12 protein-coding genes are annotated in these 16,159 nt (G+C 62.4%); 4 read left to right on the top strand and 8 right to left on the bottom strand.

Going from position 1 to position 16,159, the window contains the following annotated elements; genetic code table 11:
• Positions 1–81 precede the first annotated feature (81 nt).
• The 3 genes from ABNT42_RS17435 to ABNT42_RS17425 all read right to left on the bottom strand — a co-directional run bounded on the left by ABNT42_RS17435 (position 82) and on the right by ABNT42_RS17425 (position 2,944).
• Entirely contained in the window at positions 82–546 is a 465-nt protein-coding gene (locus tag ABNT42_RS17435; protein ID WP_348699076.1) for a DUF494 domain-containing protein, read from the bottom strand.
• Between the two features lie 89 nt (positions 547–635).
• Positions 636–1,772: a DNA-processing protein DprA gene (gene dprA, locus ABNT42_RS17430; RefSeq protein WP_348699074.1), complete on the bottom strand. Its 1,137-nt coding sequence runs from the start codon at positions 1,770–1,772 to the stop codon at positions 636–638.
• Positions 1,773–1,780: 8 nt separating this feature from the next.
• Complete coding sequence (locus ABNT42_RS17425) at positions 1,781–2,944, bottom strand: LysM domain-containing protein (RefSeq protein ID WP_348699072.1); 1,164 nt, start codon at positions 2,942–2,944, stop codon at positions 1,781–1,783.
• Between the two features lie 299 nt (positions 2,945–3,243).
• Between ABNT42_RS17425 and def the strand changes: the two genes are divergently transcribed.
• The 3 genes from def (at position 3,244) to ABNT42_RS17410 (ending at position 5,568) form a co-directional block, all read left to right on the top strand.
• Positions 3,244–3,786, top strand: coding sequence for a peptide deformylase (gene def / locus ABNT42_RS17420; RefSeq protein ID WP_348699070.1), 543 nt, complete (start codon positions 3,244–3,246; stop codon positions 3,784–3,786).
• Positions 3,787–3,837: 51 nt separating this feature from the next.
• Positions 3,838–4,794 carry a methionyl-tRNA formyltransferase gene (gene fmt / locus ABNT42_RS17415; RefSeq protein ID WP_348699068.1) on the top strand — a complete coding sequence of 319 codons (957 nt, stop codon included), beginning with the start codon at positions 3,838–3,840 and terminating at the stop codon, positions 4,792–4,794.
• Between the two features lie 138 nt (positions 4,795–4,932).
• On the top strand, positions 4,933–5,568 hold the full coding sequence (locus ABNT42_RS17410) for an NAD(P)H-dependent oxidoreductase (RefSeq protein ID WP_348699066.1): 636 nt from the start codon (positions 4,933–4,935) through the stop codon (positions 5,566–5,568).
• Positions 5,569–5,584: 16 nt separating this feature from the next.
• Here the strand turns inward: ABNT42_RS17410 and ABNT42_RS17405 are convergent, their stop codons facing one another.
• The 5 genes from ABNT42_RS17405 to ABNT42_RS17385 are packed head-to-tail and all read right to left on the bottom strand — an operon-like array spanning position 5,585 to position 12,072.
• The gene (locus ABNT42_RS17405) at positions 5,585–6,502 is read right to left on the bottom strand and encodes a DUF2145 domain-containing protein (protein ID WP_348700109.1); all 918 of its coding nucleotides are present in this window, start codon (positions 6,500–6,502) and stop codon (positions 5,585–5,587) included.
• The gene (locus ABNT42_RS17400) at positions 6,502–6,954 is read right to left on the bottom strand and encodes a hypothetical protein (RefSeq protein WP_348699064.1); all 453 of its coding nucleotides are present in this window, start codon (positions 6,952–6,954) and stop codon (positions 6,502–6,504) included. The genes ABNT42_RS17405 and ABNT42_RS17400 overlap by 1 nt, the downstream gene beginning before the upstream one ends.
• A gap of 38 nt (positions 6,955–6,992) precedes the next feature.
• Positions 6,993–9,047, bottom strand: a complete 2,055-nt coding sequence (locus ABNT42_RS17395) for a DUF4214 domain-containing protein (RefSeq protein WP_348699062.1) — start codon at positions 9,045–9,047, stop codon at positions 6,993–6,995.
• 20 nt (positions 9,048–9,067) lie between these two features.
• On the bottom strand, positions 9,068–10,411 hold the full coding sequence (locus tag ABNT42_RS17390; protein WP_348699060.1) for a DUF1501 domain-containing protein: 1,344 nt from the start codon (positions 10,409–10,411) through the stop codon (positions 9,068–9,070).
• Positions 10,408–12,072, bottom strand: coding sequence for a DUF1800 domain-containing protein (locus ABNT42_RS17385; protein WP_348699059.1), 1,665 nt, complete (start codon positions 12,070–12,072; stop codon positions 10,408–10,410). The genes ABNT42_RS17390 and ABNT42_RS17385 overlap by 4 nt, the downstream gene beginning before the upstream one ends.
• A gap of 241 nt (positions 12,073–12,313) precedes the next feature.
• Here ABNT42_RS17385 and metH point away from each other — a divergent pair, with 241 nt between their 5' ends.
• The gene (gene metH / locus ABNT42_RS17380) at positions 12,314–16,114 is read left to right on the top strand and encodes a methionine synthase (protein WP_348699058.1); all 3,801 of its coding nucleotides are present in this window, start codon (positions 12,314–12,316) and stop codon (positions 16,112–16,114) included.
• Positions 16,115–16,159 lie beyond the last annotated feature (45 nt).

The raw sequence follows: 16,159 nt of genomic DNA, 5'->3' as shown, positions 1-16,159 counted from the left end.
GCCAATAATAAGCGCCTTGCGGGCAGCACTGCAAGCGGCTTACGCACCACTGTGGCGCGCAATGTTTTCAAAACTGCAAGTTTAGTGCAGCAAGCGCGGGGCTTGATCTTCGTCCGAGCCGAACAGGTCGTCGAACATCAGGGCATCTGGCTCTTTACCTTGACTCCAGAGCAACATCAGCACGATCACCTTGAGTTTGGCCAAGGTAATCGGCGTTTCGTCCAGCGACAGTGCGCGTTCGATCACGATTTCGCGCTGCAGCGGCGACAGCACTTTGGCCGACTCGAGGAACTGGATGAAGCCGATGGCCTGAGTCCCCAGCGCATCATGCTCCTCGTCCACATAGAAACGCGTACCGGTGGAAGCCGCCGTCAGCGAATGTTCCACGCCGGCCATGGCGGTCAGATCACCGAGCCATACGAGCGCTTCGGATATTTCCACGTCATCGAAGCCGATGGCCGAGAGTTTCTTGGCCAGCGCCACCGGTTCCGGACAGGCATCCGGACGGTAATAGGTTTCGTAGAGGTAGACAAGGATATCGAACATGGCTCTACTCTATCAGCTATGGCCGCGCGCCGACAAGTCAATGCACGGCTTTGTCCTGCACAGCAGCCCCCAATAGTTCCCACTCGTGTCTATTCGTGCCACACGCGTTGAAACTGGCCACCGGCCAGCCGCTCGATCAGCCCCGCCAGTTCCAGCGCCAGCAACTGCCCCTGCAGGTCGGCCACGGGCTGGCCCAGTTGCGCCGCTAGCATATCGGCCGTGGCGCTCTGCTGGCCCAGTGCCTGCAACAACGGATCGACAAAACTGTCGTCCGGCTGGGTATAGCCGGCACCGGCTTGTTGCAGCAGCCCCAGATCGACCAGTATGTCGTCGGCACTTTCGACCAGCTTGGCGCCATCGCGCCGGATCAGCTGGTGGCAGCCTTTGGCCAATGTAGCGTGCACGGAGCCCGGCATGGCATACAGCTCCTTACCCTGATGCACGGCCAGCCGCGCCGTAATCAGCGAGCCGGATTTGGCGGCCGCTTCTACCACCAGTACGCCAGCCGCCAGCCCGCTGATCAGGCGGTTGCGGCGTGGAAAATTATCGCGCAGCGGTGGCGTACCCAGCCCAAACTCGCTGACGATGCAGCCTTCGGCCGCAATGCGCCTTGCCAGCGCCCCATGGGCAGCCGGATAGATGCGGTTGGCGCCCGTGGCGATGCAGGCCACCGTACTGCCCGGCCCCGCCAGCCCGCCCGTGTGGGCCGCGCCATCGATGCCCAGCGCCAGCCCGGAAACGATGGTCAGCCCCGCTTCGGACAGCGCCTGCGCCATGCGCTGTGCCGTCAGCCGGCCCTGCTGGCTGGCGTTGCGCGACCCCACCATGGCCAGTGCCGTGCGCGTCAGCAGCTCACGCCGCCCCTGCACATATAACAGGAGCGGCGGCGCCGGCAGATGCGCCAGCAGGGGCGGATAGCCCGGCGCGCCATAGGCCAGCAAAGCATGGCCGGGCTGTTCCTGCCAGCGCAGCGTAGCCTCCAGCAGCGCGTTCTGTGCTGCGGCGGCCGGTGCGGCCAGCAAGGCATTGGCCTGCGCCGGCCGCACACACTCCAGCAGCGCGGCGTAATCGGCGGCAAACAGCGCCGCATAGCTGCCGAAGCGGCGCAACAGACGGTGCGCCGTCAGCAGGCCGACGCCGTCCACCTGCTGTAAACGCAAACAGCCGGCCAGCGCTTGCGCACTGACCGGCTGTATTACTTCAGGCTGGATATCCGTGGCTGGCACGGCACACCTCACTCGGGTGATCTGGCGTAGTCGCCCACCTCCACTGGCGCCGACACCTGCATGATCAGGCCATACGACACATGCTTGAACACGCGGAAAATAAACAGGTTGCCCACCTTTTCATCCGGCAACTTGACCTGCTGTGTACGCAAACCGAGCCAGCTTTTCGGCGCCGTCTCGTCGCTCACAGTCTTCCCTGTATGGTAAAGCTGCAGCACGGCGCCGATATCGACTCCGTCAAGCTGGCCGCGATTAATGCTGACCACCTGATTCTGTCCTGCATGGCTCACGCCACCGTAAATGGCCAGCACGCGCGCCGCCACCGGCTGCGCCGGTGCATGGGGCACGAAGTTCTGCATGGGCATGGGCGGCAGCGGACGCAACTGGTCGCCCTTGCCCATTTCTTCCTTGGCATGCTGGACGATGAAAGTATGCACATCGCTGCCGGACGCCGCTTCAGCCTGCAGACTCAGCGTGCCCAGATAGAAGGCTTCATAGGCGATTACCTGTCCCGTCTGCGGATCTTTCAGCGGCTTGCCGGGGCGGAAAGCCTGAAACGCGGTGGCGCCATTCAGTGCGCCACGCACATAGGCTTTATCGTCCTTGCCGATGAACACATGGTTATCGGGCGTGGCGACGATGCGCGGTGCGCCCGTCAGCTCCTCGTTTTCGATGATCAGCGGCTGGGTCAGGAACGGTTCGATCACATGGGCGGGGATGCTGCTGATGGCATCCTTTCCCACGCCCAGCACGCGCGCCTGCGGCTGCAGACGCACGCTGGCCAGTCCGCTGCCATCATCGGTGCTGACAGCTACCGGCTGGCCCAGCCGCAGACGGCCAGCGGCGCGATCGAACCAGATGATCTGACCCGGATAGATCCAGTGCGGGTTGGCAATCTCGTCGCGGTTCATGCCCCATACGGTAGGCCAGCACCACGGCTGGTCGAGGAAGCGGCCAGCGATATCCCACAGCGTATCGCCACGCACGACTTTGTGCTGGTCCGGCGCATCGGCACGGAAACTGCACGCTGCCGGCGCTGCATGGACGGGAGCCTGCAAGCTGCTGCCGGCTAGCGCCAGCGTGGCCAGCAGCGCGCGAGAGTTGAACGTCCAGCGGCTCGTGCGACGCGCGGTCCGTGCTAAGCGGGGGCCGACTGTGCTAAAATTTTTCATAGTGAGATCCAGTAAGTGTGCCCGCTCGACCTGCGCGACTAGCTGCGCGACCTGCCTCAGGCACACACCGCAAACAGCTTCCTGCCGTTACACCAGACAGGTCGCTGAAGTTGCCAAATTGAATCAAATTCTGCCCACAAAACCCTGAACTAGCAAGCGAAACCACCGTGTCTCTGTGTTGCATTTCGGGTCAATAAACATAGTGCGATGTGCCGTTACTGCCGCCCGCGTTATCAAGGCAACCACATAGTTATCAACTACGACAGCTGTCGTATTACCTCGAGAGTTACCGACCCTTTATGGCTATCCTGAATATTCTGCGTTACCCCGATCCCCGCCTGCACAAGGTGGCCCAGCCTGTGACCGTGTTCGACGCGCGTCTGGAACAACTGGTGGCCGACATGGCCGAGACCATGTACGACGCACCGGGCGTAGGTCTGGCCGCGTCGCAGGTAGACGTGCACGAGCAGGTGGTGGTGATCGATACCACCGAAACCAAAGATGCACTGCAAGTGTTCATCAATCCGGAAATCATCTGGGCCAGCGAAGAGCGCGAAGTGTATGACGAAGGCTGCCTGTCCGTGCCCGGCATTTACGACGGCGTCGAGCGCCCTGCCCGCGTCAAAGTGCGCGCACAGGATGCCAAGGGCCAGTCGTTCGAACTGGAAGCCGATGGCCTGCTGGCCGTGTGCATCCAGCACGAAATGGATCACCTGAAAGGTAAAGTCTTTGTCGAATACCTGTCGCCACTCAAGCGCAACCGCATCAAGACCAAGCTGCTGAAGGAAGAGCGCGGCATGGAGCGTGCGGCCCAGCTGCGCGCCCAAGGCCGCCGCTTCTAAGCGGGTGCTCGCGACTTACGCTACCGATACGTTATCGATCAGGAATCCCGCATGAAAGTGATTTTCGCCGGCACGCCGGAATTTGCCGCCGTGGCCCTGCAAGCTTTGCACGAGGCCGGTTTTGAAATTCCGCTGGTGCTGACCCAGCCCGACCGTCCGGCCGGACGCGGCATGCATCTGCAGCCATCCGCCGTCAAGCAGTACGCCGTGGCGCATGGCATGGAAGTGCTGCAGCCGCTGTCGCTTCGCATGGATAGCCCTGATCCGGTGCGCGCCGAACAGGCCAAGGCCGCACACGAGCGCCTGCTGGCCACGCCTTATGATGTGATGGTGGTGGCGGCCTACGGCCTGATCCTGCCGCGCAGCACACTGGACATCAAGCCCTGCCTGAACATCCACGGTTCGCTGCTGCCGCGCTGGCGCGGCGCCGCGCCCATCCACCGCGCCATCGAAGCGGGCGATACGGAAACCGGCATCACCATCATGCAGATGGAAGAAGGACTGGATACGGGCCCCATGCTGCTGGTGGAAAGCCTGCCCATCACGGCGCAGGACAGCACCGGTACGCTGCACGACAAGCTGGCAGCCATGGGCGGCCAGATGATCGTACAGGCCTTGCGCCAGCTCCAGCATGGCCAACTGGAAGCCGTGCCGCAGCCGGAAGCAGGCGTCAATTACGCCGCCAAGATCAGCAAGGAAGAGGCGGCGCTGGACTTCAGCCTGTCCGCGGTGGAACTCGATCGCAAGATCCGCGCCTTCAATCCCTTCCCCGGCGCCCATGCCAGCGTCAACGGCGTCCACATCAAGCTGTGGGGCGCCGAAGTGCTGTCGGCCGACAGTCGGGCCACGCCGGGCCAGATCCTCGCCGCCGATGCCCAGCACGGCATCATCGTGGCCTGCGGTCAGGGCACACTGCGTCTGACTTCGCTGCAGAAACCGGGCGGCAAGCGCCTGCCTGCTGCCGAGTTCATCAAAGGCTTCCCGCTCGAAGGCCAGACGCTGGCCTGATGTAGTTCAGCCTGCGCCCCACGGTAAAAAGCGGGGCTGCTCAGCGCATCCTGAAAATTTATGTTAACGTCTTATGCTAGAGCCCGCTAAAGCGCGGGTTCTGCTTTGACTGACAACACATTCACAGGAACACCACCCATGACGCTGATTGACAAACTGAACTGGCGCTACGCCACCAAAAAATACGACGCCTCGAAAAAGCTTGCTGCCGACAAGGTCGAGCGCATCCTCGAAGCCATCCGTCTGGCCCCTACCTCGAGCGGTCTGCAGCCCTTCGAAGTGCTGCTGGTCTCCAATCCGGAAAAACGCGCCCAGATGCAGGCCGTGGCATGGAATCAGGCACAGGTGACGGAAGCTTCGCACCTGCTGGTGTTCGCCGCTTGGGACAATATCACGGAAGCGCGCATCGACATGATGTTCGACCTGACCAACGAACAGCGCGGCTTCATCAACGAAGGCTGGGAAGCCTACCGCAAACAGCTGAAAGGCATCGTTGCCGCCCGCGGTGACGCGGCCAACTTCGACGCGGCCGCCCGTCAGGCCTATATCGCACTGGGCGTGGCACTGGTGGCCGCGGCCGAAGAACAGGTCGATGCCACCCCGATGGAAGGCTTCGATCCCGCTGCCGTGGATGAGATTCTGGGTCTGAAAGAGCGCGGTCTGCGCTCCGTCGTGATCCTGCCACTCGGCTATCGCGCCAACGATGGCGACTGGCTGGTCAACCTGAAAAAAGTGCGCCGCTCGCGCGAGCATCTGGTTTCCGAAATCGCTTAAGTGCGAGGCCGCTAGTCTAATCGGCTAGCGGTATCACACGGTCGTCCGGCCCTGCCACACAAGCGGCAGCAATGGGCGACCAGCCACGATGCACCACGATCTGGTGTTCATCGTGGCACAGTTCCACTCGGCTACTGGCAGGAAAACGCTGCTGCACAAACTGCTCTACCGTGGCCGGCAGGCTGACCTGCAAGCGCATGGCAGCGCGCGCTTCGTCCGGATGATCATCCAGATGCACGAGCGGCACGAACAGTCCCGCCAGCATCAGCCAGCGCGAACCCACTTCCACCGGTTGCGGCACATACGCCGCCTGTGCCAGCCATGCTTGCGCGCGTGCGCGCAGATCATCGCCTGCGGCCAGCGCGCCCCAGCCCGCGGCCAGCATTTCCATCACCCACTGATTGCAGTTCTGATAGCGCAGGCTGTAGGCATACGCATTGGCGCTGTAGCGCGGTGCCAGCAATTGCTGCACGCGCTCGGCATCCAGCAGCGCCGCACGCAGTGCGGCACTGGCATCGGCCGGCAGACGTACCAGCGATACGTAGCCGAGTGCAGCATCATCCGTGCCGAGCACAAAGCCGGCCAGACCCTGATCGAAAATGCGCGGGCGGCCTTCATCGCAGGCGTAGTACAGCTGGCGCGCCGACCACACGCCCTGCTCCGAGCGCCAGCCTAGCGCGGCATGGGAATAGCGGATGGCAAAGCGCGACAGATCCAGCCCCGAGCGGCTGAGCAGCACGATACCGTCGTCGAGCGCCAGTTCTTCGTGCAGCACGGCAGCAAAGCGTAGCAATCGATCCTGCTGCTGCGCCGTCAGCGCCAGCGTGCGGTCGCAGAAACGGCCGGAGCCGGAGCCTGAGTCAGCGCCTGCAGCCGAAGCCGTGGCGTTCACCGTCGCCAGCAGCAATGCCAGCGCCGCCGCGCGTAACTGCATCAGAGCGTGACTGGGCGGCTGGCCAGTTCGCCGTACCATGCATCGGCCAGCACCAGATAGAACGGCTGGCGGTTGTCGGCACGACCGAACTCAATGCCGTACACGCGATTCTGCGCATACATGCTATCGCCCTGTGCCAGCTGCTGGGCGGCGAAAGTGCTGTGCGGCAGATCCAGCACCACCTGCTGCGCCTGCTCTCCCTGCAGCGTCAATCGGGTACGGCCGATCTGGCCGGGCGTGGCAGCGATATCGATGATGCGGTAATGACCGTCAGCCACTTTGCGCTGGTTGCCACCCGAACTGTTGCTGGAGCTGCTCAGCGAATCGGATACGCTGCCGCTGGAAGCGGAGCTGGCACCGGAGGCCGACGAGGCCAGACTATCGGCACTGGCCGAAACGGAAACTAGCGCGCAGGCCAGCACGGCACTGCGCCACAAAGGCAGGAAATTCATGACGACGTCCAAGATTATGCAAGGACATCAGTATAGCCTCAGCCGCCGAAAGGCTGATAGCTGAAACCATTGCCGATCACGCCGATCAGCGCCGCCTGATTTTCGGGACTTTCACTGAACTCGGCCAGCACCTGCGCACGGCTGACGGCATTGCGGTCGAGCACCCCCAGCCAGAAGGCATAGCCACCCGCATCCGGCGTACGGTGCAGCACGTTCTGGTAGATGTGGGTGAGCAGATCAGCGTTGCTGGGCTGGGCGCCATACAGGGCGACGAACTCGTCTGACTTGATGAAAGCATCGGCCACGTCCACCAGTGCATAGCCCTTGTCCATCACGCTGATCCAGAAGCCCAGACCGCTCGCATCGGGCGTGCGGTCAAACGCTGCCTGATAGATGCGGTAAGCTTTGCCCGCCGTGCCGCTGATATCGAACGCCATGCTCTGGTCGGCAAACTGTACGCGCTCCACATTGCTCAGCGTGGCGAAGCCGGAGATGCCGTCTTTGGCCGTCACCTGCAAATTGCCAAAGCTGGTGGCCAGCGTGTAGTCGGCCAGCTTGCCGGCAAAGCGCACGGTATCGCGCCCCGCACCGCCGTCGATCACATCGTTGCCGCCATTGCCCTGCAACAGATTGTCGCGCTCGTTCCCCGTGATCACATCGTCATAGCGCGAACCGATGGCCTGCTCGATCCAGCTAGTCGCGACTATCGCCACATTGTTGACAGCGGCCACGCCCTGCGGCGTGAGTCCGATGCTGGACAGACTGCCCGGTACCAGACTGATCTGCACGCCCAGCGTGGCGGCCGACGCATCGATGCTATCAGTGCCGCCATCGTCGGTCAGCGTCACGGTGGTGCTGCTGGCCGCGCCCAGCTGGTAATTGTCATCGCCGCCCCCGTGCAGCGTGCTGCCGTACAGGTAGCGCAACGCCAGCACATCGTACTGTCCCCAGTCGCTGCGGAACAGACCGTCGCCAGACGCCGTCGATGCCATCACCGACAACTGCTTGCTATTAAAACCGGCCGCCACCACATTGCTCCACGCATCCGCGGCATCGCTGTTGGTGGGATGGCGCAAGCCCAGCGCATGGCCCAGCTCGTGCAGCAGTGCCGCATAGCCTTCGCTACCGGCCGTCAGGTTAGCCATCGATTCCACGTCCATCCACACGTCACCGGCCAGATCACCGGCACCGCTCTGGTTGGGCAGCCATGCCACCCCTTCTGTGCTGGCCTGCTGGCTGACGCCGAAGCGGATCTGGCCATGGCTGGTGCTGCTGTCGCTCACTTCGCTAAAGGTAATGCCGCACAGTGCGCTGGTATCGGCCAGCAGCTTGCGTACCACCTGCTGCTCGGCGGCCGTGAAGGCGCGGAAACCGCTGGCACCGACTCCGCTGGCCGGTGCGGTCGTTACAAAGCTGTAGCTGACCGTGACGCTGCTGCCCAGTACCGCCGCAGCATTCCAGCGCAGCGCCGTACCAGCCGCAATGGCCTGCTGGGCAATCTGCTGGGGCGTGATGAAATCCGTCAGCAGCAAACGTGGCTGATCCCAGTTGAGGGCGATTTTCTCCACGTTGCTCAGTTCGAGCGAAAACCCGCTATCGGCAGGCGCCGTAATCATGGCATGGGTCCCATCGAGCGAAACGCTGATCTGCAGATCGGCCAGCGTCGCCACATGGCCGGCCACCCACGGCAGTATCACCGTGTCGGTGCCGCCCCGTCCGTCCACGATGTCGTGCCCGCCACCGGGCGAGAACTGGTTATCGCCGGCAGAACCGTACAGGCGGTCGGCATAACCACCGCCCGACACATCGTCGACATTGATCAGTTTATCGGTGCCGCCCCAGCCATCCTGCGCTGTACCGGCGGCCAGATCGACCACCACGCCGGCCGGTGCATCCCAGTAGTGCACCCCCAGTTTCTGGCCACTATTGCCGGCAAATTTCTCTATGGTGTCGTTGCCAGCGCCGGGAATTACATTACCGTTGTACATACGGATGATGTCATCACCCGCCAGCGCGTCGTAATCGACCCAGTCGTTAATCCCCAGTTTCTGCTGATCGTACAGGTCTGCGCCTGCCGTGCCTTTGACTTGCATGATGTTCTCTCTACCGCAGGTTAGCTAGCACGAAGGAATCCCAGCTGGGATGAACTGAAATTCGCCAGATTGGGGAATACCGCAGGCAGCGAGGATGCGGGCAGCCCCATCCACTGCATTACGGTGGAAGCCACCTGCTCGGTGCTGGTGGTGGGCACCATACGGCCACCGCCACCGGGGTCAGCATCGTCGCGCCCGCCCAGTACCAGACTAGGGAACTGGCCGAACACCTGACCACCGGCCACCGCGCCGCCCAGTGCAAACCAGTGATTGCCCCAGGCATGGTCGGAACCGGCACCGGAAGCGGGCCGCAAGGTACGGCCAAAGTCGCTCATCATCAGGGTGGTTACATCGCTATCCAGACCGGCGGCGCGATTGGCCTGATCGAACGCCGCCACCGCCTTGCCGACCAGCGCCAGCTGGGCATCCTGCGTGCGGGCCGCGCTACCGCGCTGGCCATAGTGGGTATCGAAACTGCCCCAGCTGACCAGAAAGATCTGGCGCCGGTAACCCATGGCTTTGAAGACCGGCAGCACCGAAGCCAGCGAACGCAGATTGTCTGCCAGATAGCCGGTGCCGAAATCGGCTTTGGGCGCCTGCGCACTGGCCAGCACTTTCACCAGCAAGGTCGCATCATCGACGCTGGTGCCGAAGTTGCGGGCGAAGCCAGTTTCGTAATCATTGGCGAACTGCCAGTGCGCCATGCTGTTCAGCGCCTGCGTCCATTCCGACTGCGGCTGGGCCAGATCGGCACGGCCCCAGTACTGCATGCCGCCCGACGTCATCAGCGAGACCGGCGAATTACGACCCAGTACCAGCGTACGATCGCCACTCATAGTCATGGCGCGCAGCGGATTCAGCAGACTGGCCGGCAACTGCTCCAGCGCCCGGCCGCCCCAGCCGCTGACATCGGCGTCGCCGCCCCAGCCCTGCTGCATGGCGGTCTGATCGCTATGCGACATCAGGAATGGCGGCAGCGGCACGGCGTTATTGATCACCTGCTCGGCCGTGCTGGGCACGATCAGCGGGCCGGCGTTGGCAATCCATGCCAGCCGTTTCTGGTTGTACAGTTCCGCCAGCGGCGCCAGTGCCGGATGCAGGCCGAAAGTGTGGCCGGCGCTGCTGCCGCTCAGTGGCGCCAGCGATTCTTTCGGCAGCGCCAGTATCGGCCGCGCAGCGGCATAATCGTCATAGGCGGCGTCAGTGGGAATCAGGGTGTTATTGCCATCGTTGCCGCCGCCCAGATACAGATACACCAGCGCCTTGTAGTCGCCGCTGCCGGCTGCATGGCCCAGCCCTAGCGCCCCCAGCAGGCCGCCACCACCGAGTGCCGCACCGGCCCGCAGAAAATCGCGTCGTTTCATCGCATCGCTCCGTAATAGGGACTGGCCAGCGCAAACTGGATCATGGTCAGCGCCAGCTCTTCGCTAGTGCCATAAGTGGACGACTGCTGCAGACTGGCCATTTTGCTGCGCAAGGTGGGCGGCATGGCGCCGCGGAACCAGCGCTGGCTGACCCAGTCCAGAAACGCGGCGGGATCGCTCTGCAGCAGCTTGCCCGGGGTCGTCACATCGCAGCCGCTATTGGCACGGTTGCTGGCACTGGCCAGATTGTTGGGGTCAAGCAGATTCCAGTTCAGGATGCCGAAACGGCTATTCAATTCCATGGTGCCGACGATTTTCTGTTCGGGCGCCAGCAGATTGCTACCCGGTACACGATCGGTGGCCTGATAGAACGAGAAGATATTCGGCGGATTGGTAGGCGACTGCCCCGGCGTGTTCACTACGCCGCCGCTCAGGTCGCCGCTACCATACAGCGGTGCACGGCAGCCCAGACCGCGCAGCATGGCACTGAACCACTGCACGGGTTCGCGGAACTTGCCGAACTGACGGGTCTGTTGGCCCGGCACATCACCGGCGCGCGCTTCCGGGTCGAGCAGGATGGCTTTTACGACCGCCTTCATATCGCCTGCCACGCCCTTGCCATTATCGCGGAACACGGCGCTGACACGGGCCAGATAGGCTGGCGACGGATTGCTGGCCACCAGATGCTGGATTAGCCGCAGGCTGACAAACGGGGCGATATTCGGATGCTGCATCAGCAGCGCGATCACGGCATCGACTTCGGCGTCGGCACTCAGACCGGCCGCGATGCTGCGCCCCATCACCACTTTGGCACTGCTATCATGCAGGAAGGACTCCGGCTCGGGCGTCATGTGCTGGTCGAAATTCGCCATCTTGCCGTCCGGCTCGGTATCCCACGGATTGCGCCAGCCCGTCAGCGCGCGTGCCAGCGCTTCCACGTCTTTCTGGGTATAGGTCTCGCGCGGCTTGCCGCTCGCATCGCGGATCACGCTGCCGTCGCTATTGAGTTGCACCACGCCGATGGTGAACAGCTGCATCAGCTCGCGCGCATAGTTTTCATTCGGCGTGCAGCCCAGACACTGGGGCGAAGGCGGACGATTCAGCTCGTTGTTCAGATAGAAGCCCATCATGGGCTGCAGCGTCACTTCGCGCAGCAACTGGCTGTAGGTGCCGAAGGTATTATTGAGCAGCATGTTGTAGTACTGCAGCACGCCATTCGGCTGCCCGGGCGCAACGGGGATGTACTCGAACACCGCCCAGGCGACCCGCTGGCGCAACTGGTCCGGCGCCGTCAGCGCGCGCAACCAGAACTGTTCGGCCGGATAATTATTGGCGCGGCTACTGGCCAGATCATTACTGCCATCGAAATAGCGCACCCACTGCGGCGCCGCCGTAGTGGTAGGTGGCAGCGCGAACTGGGCATCGATCCATGCGGCCAGCCCTTTCTGCTGCAGTTCAGCCACCAGTGCCGGGGTCGGTCCGAAGCTGACCTGCTCGGCCGCGCGCGAGGCGGCGTAGAAACTCATCTGCGCGCCGGCCACGGGCTTGACCTGTCCGGCCGAAGCGGCTGGCGGTGCCTCGCTGCCTGACGAGCAGGCCAGCAGCGAGGCCGCCAGTGCCAGCCAGATCAGCGTGCGGCGGAAGTGATGCCATGGTTCCATCGTCAACTTCCTTTGCGTTGCAATATCCACCACGCGGATATTTCACTCATCGACTATACGGGTTGCCGCATTGCCCTACGGCATCACTATTGTTTCACAACTTAGCGTGGGCGACACGCCCAAACTGGCATTTTGTTGCTGAGTCGCCGCGCTTTTCTGAAGCAAATTTTGCAATGCCGTATAATCTTAGACCGCCGTCAACTTCTGGACCCTGCCTGTCCACGATCTCAGAGAGTAACAAATGAATAACACCGTGTCCCGCCCCGTCATGTCCAAGACCGATGCCCAGCTGCGCGAAATTCTGGCGCGCCGCATCATGATCCTCGACGGTGCGATGGGCACGATCATCCAGCAGTACAAGCTCGATGAAGTGGCTTACCGTGGCGGCCCGCAGGGCGCCTTCATCGATTTTGCCGCACCGGCCGATTCCGGTGCGCGCGAACTGTTCGTCAAAGGCAACAACGAACTGCTGACCCTGACCCAGCCGCAGGTGATTCAGGAAATTCACGAGCGCTATCTGGCCGCCGGGGCCGACATCATCGAAACCAATACCTTCGGCGCCACCACCATTGCGCAGGACGACTACCACATGGGCCATCTGGCCTATGAAATGAACGTGGCTGCAGCCAAGCTGGCACGCGCTGCCTGCGACAAATACAGCAGCACCGACAAGCCGCGCTTCGTGGCCGGCGCACTGGGACCGACCCCGAAAACGGCCTCGATTTCGCCTGACGTCAACGATCCGGCCGCGCGCAACATCACCTTCGACCAGCTGGTCGCGGCCTACCATCAGCAAGTCGAAGGTCTGGTGGCCGGCGGCGTCGATTTGCTGCTGGTGGAAACCATCTTCGATACGCTCAACTGCAAGGCCGCACTGTTTGCCATCGACCAGTTCTACGAGCAGCATCCGGCCCAGCCACGCCTGCCACTGATGATCTCCGGCACCGTGACCGATGCCTCGGGCCGTATCCTGTCCGGCCAGACCGTACCAGCGTTCTGGAATTCGGTACGACACGCCAAGCCACTGACGATCGGCCTGAACTGCGCACTCGGTGCGGCGCTGATGCGTCCGTACGCAGAAGAACTGTCGCAGATCGCCGATACTTTTGTCTGCATCTATCCGAATGCCGGCCTGCCTAACCCGATGAGCGACACGGGCTTCGACGAGCTGCCAGCCGATACCTCGGCGCTGCTGCGCGAATTTGCCGAAGCGGGCTTCATCAACATCGCCGGCGGCTGCTGCGGCACCACGCCAGATCACATCCGCGCAATCGGCGAAATTCTCGCCACCACCACACCGCGTCAGGTACCACAAGTGCCCGTAGCGCAGCGCCTGTCCGGTCTGGAGCCATTCACCATCGACGAGTCCTCGCTGTTCGTCAACGTGGGCGAGCGCACCAACGTGACGGGCTCGAAAGCGTTTGCCCGCATGATCCTCAACGAGCAGTATGACGAGGCTCTGAGCGTGGCGCGCCAGCAGGTGGAAAACGGCGCCCAGATCATCGACATCAATATGGACGAAGCGATGCTCGATTCGCAGGCCGCCATGACGCGCTTCCTGAATCTGATCGCCTCGGAACCGGACATCTCGCGCGTGCCTATCATGATCGATTCGTCCAAATGGTCGGTGATCGAAGCAGGCCTGAAGTGCGTGCAGGGCAAGTCGGTAGTCAACTCGATTTCGATGAAGGAAGGCGAGGAAGAATTCATCCGTCAGGCCAAGCTGTGCCTGAGCTACGGCGCCGCCGTGATCGTCATGGCCTTCGATGAAAAAGGTCAGGCCGACACCTTCGAGCGCAAGATCGAAATCTGCGCCCGTGCCTACAAGCTGCTGACGGAGACCGTGGGCTTCCCGCCGGAAGACATCATCTTCGACCCGAACATCTTCGCGATCGCTACGGGCATCGAAGAACACAACAACTACGCGGTGGACTTCATCAACGCCACCCGCTGGATCCGCGAGAATCTGCCGCACGCCAAAGTCTCGGGCGGTGTGTCCAACGTGTCGTTCTCGTTCCGCGGCAATGATCCGGCACGCGAAGCCATCCACACCGTGTTCCTGTACCACGCCATCAAGGCCGGTATGACCATGGGCATCGTCAACGCCGGCATGGTGGGCGTGTACGACGAACTGCCGGCCGAACTGCGCGAACGGGTGGAAGACGTGGTGCTGAACCGGCGCGAAGACGCCACCGAACGCATGATCGAATTCGCCGGCACGCTGAAGGCCGGCGCCGGCAAGCAGGATGCGCAGAATCTGGAATGGCGTAATCTGCCGGTAGAAAAGCGGCTGGCGCACGCGCTGGTGCACGGCATTACCCAGTACATCAACGAAGACACGGAAGCCATGCGCCAGCAGGTGATGGCCGCCAATGGCCGGCCTATCCATGTGATCGAAGGCCCGCTGATGGATGGTATGAACATCGTCGGCGACCTGTTCGGTCAGGGCAAGATGTTCCTGCCGCAGGTGGTCAAATCGGCGCGCGTAATGAAGCAGGCCGTGGCCCATCTGGTGCCCTTCATCGAAGAAGAAAAACTGGCGGAAGAAAAACGCACCGGCATCGTCGCCAAACCGAAGGGCAAGATCGTCATCGCCACCGTCAAGGGCGATGTGCACGACATCGGCAAGAACATCGTCTCGGTGGTCCTGCAATGTAATAACTTCGAAGTAGTGAACATGGGCGTGATGGTGCCGTGCTCGGAAATTCTGGCGCGCGCCAAACTGGAAAACGCCGACATCATCGGCCTGTCCGGTCTGATCACGCCGTCGCTCGAAGAGATGGCCCACGTGGCCAAGGAAATGCAGCGCGACGAACACTTCCGCATGATGAAGATCCCGCTGCTGATCGGCGGCGCCACCACCAGCCGCGCCCACACGGCCGTGAAGATCGCCCATAACTACGAAGGGCCGGTGGTGTATGTGCCGGATGCGTCGCGTTCTGTCTCGGTGGCGCAATCGCTGCTGACACCGGAAAGCCGCCAGCAGTATATCGATGAAATCGCCGAAGACTACGAGCGTATCCGCATCCAGCACGCGGGCAAGAAAGCCCTGCCTATGCTGACGCTGGAGCAGGCGCGCGCCAACAAGATGAAGCTGTCGTTCGACGGTGCGCAGGCACCGGTGAAGCCGAAGTTCATCGGCCGCCGTGAATTCAAGAATGTCGATCTGGCCACCATCGCCCAGTACATCGACTGGGGTCCGTTCTTCCAGACCTGGGATCTGGCCGGTCCCTTCCCTGCCATCCTCACCGATGAAGTGGTGGGCGAAGCGGCCACCAAGGTGTATGCCGAAGGTCAGGCGCTGCTGAAGAAACTCATCGATGGCCGCTGGCTCACTGCCAACGGCGTGATCGCCCTGCTGCCGGCCAATAGCGTCAATGATGACGACATCGAAATCTATACGGACGATAGCCGCAGCACCGTGGACTTCACCTACTACGGCCTGCGCCAGCAGGGCGTCAAGCCGGTGGTGGATGGCGTGCAGCGGCCTAACCAGTGTCTGGCCGACTTCATCGCCAGCAAAGAGTCGGGCGTGAAGGACTACATTGGCATGTTCGCCGTCACGGCCGGTCTGGGCATCGAGAAGCACGAGCAGCGCTTCGAAGCCGCCCATGACGACTATTCGTCGATCATGCTGAAATCACTGGCCGACCGTCTGGCCGAAGCGTTTGCCGAATATCTGCACCAGCGCGTGCGTACCGACCTGTGGGGCTATGCCGCCGACGAAACGCTGGATAACAACGCCCTGATCGCCGAGCAGTATCGCGGCATCCGTCCGGCACCGGGCTATCCGGCCTGCCCCGAGCACACCGTCAAACGCGATGTGTTCAAGACGCTGCAGGCGGAAAACGTGGGCATCACGCTGACGGAATCGTTCGCCATGCACCCCGGCGCAGCCGTCTCCGGCTTCTACTTCGCCCATCCGGAATCGAAGTACTTCGTGGTCGGTAAGATCGGTCAGGATCAGCTGGACGATATGGCGGCACGCCGTCAGGTCGAAAAAGCCCAGCTGGAAAGCTGGCTCGCACCTAATCTGTCCTGATCGCGCGTGGGCCGCAAGCGCGGCTCGCCAGCCCTGCCGCCTCTG

The organism is Duganella fentianensis, from assembly GCF_964031615.1.
Taxonomy (GTDB): Bacteria; Pseudomonadota; Gammaproteobacteria; order Burkholderiales; family Burkholderiaceae_D; genus Rugamonas; species Rugamonas fentianensis_A.
Note: the sequence above shows the minus strand (reverse complement) of the source record. Positions and strands in the feature narration are given on the sequence as shown.

Excerpts from the sequence above, each read along its gene's own strand:
- ABNT42_RS17435 (WP_348699076.1), bottom strand. The coding sequence starts at position 546 with ATGTTCGATATCCTTGTCTACCTCTACGAAACCTATTACCGTCCGGAT.
- ABNT42_RS17425 (WP_348699072.1), bottom strand. The coding sequence starts at position 2,944 with ATGAAAAATTTTAGCACAGTCGGCCCCCGCTTAGCACGGACCGCGCGT.
- def (WP_348699070.1), top strand. The coding sequence starts at position 3,244 with ATGGCTATCCTGAATATTCTGCGTTACCCCGATCCCCGCCTGCACAAG.
- fmt (WP_348699068.1), top strand. The coding sequence starts at position 3,838 with ATGAAAGTGATTTTCGCCGGCACGCCGGAATTTGCCGCCGTGGCCCTG.
- ABNT42_RS17410 (WP_348699066.1), top strand. The coding sequence starts at position 4,933 with ATGACGCTGATTGACAAACTGAACTGGCGCTACGCCACCAAAAAATAC.
- ABNT42_RS17405 (WP_348700109.1), bottom strand. The coding sequence starts at position 6,502 with ATGCAGTTACGCGCGGCGGCGCTGGCATTGCTGCTGGCGACGGTGAAC.
- ABNT42_RS17400 (WP_348699064.1), bottom strand. The coding sequence starts at position 6,954 with ATGAATTTCCTGCCTTTGTGGCGCAGTGCCGTGCTGGCCTGCGCGCTA.
- ABNT42_RS17395 (WP_348699062.1), bottom strand. The coding sequence starts at position 9,047 with ATGCAAGTCAAAGGCACGGCAGGCGCAGACCTGTACGATCAGCAGAAA.
- ABNT42_RS17390 (WP_348699060.1), bottom strand. The coding sequence starts at position 10,411 with ATGAAACGACGCGATTTTCTGCGGGCCGGTGCGGCACTCGGTGGTGGC.
- ABNT42_RS17385 (WP_348699059.1), bottom strand. The coding sequence starts at position 12,072 with ATGGAACCATGGCATCACTTCCGCCGCACGCTGATCTGGCTGGCACTG.
- metH (WP_348699058.1), top strand. The coding sequence starts at position 12,314 with ATGAATAACACCGTGTCCCGCCCCGTCATGTCCAAGACCGATGCCCAG.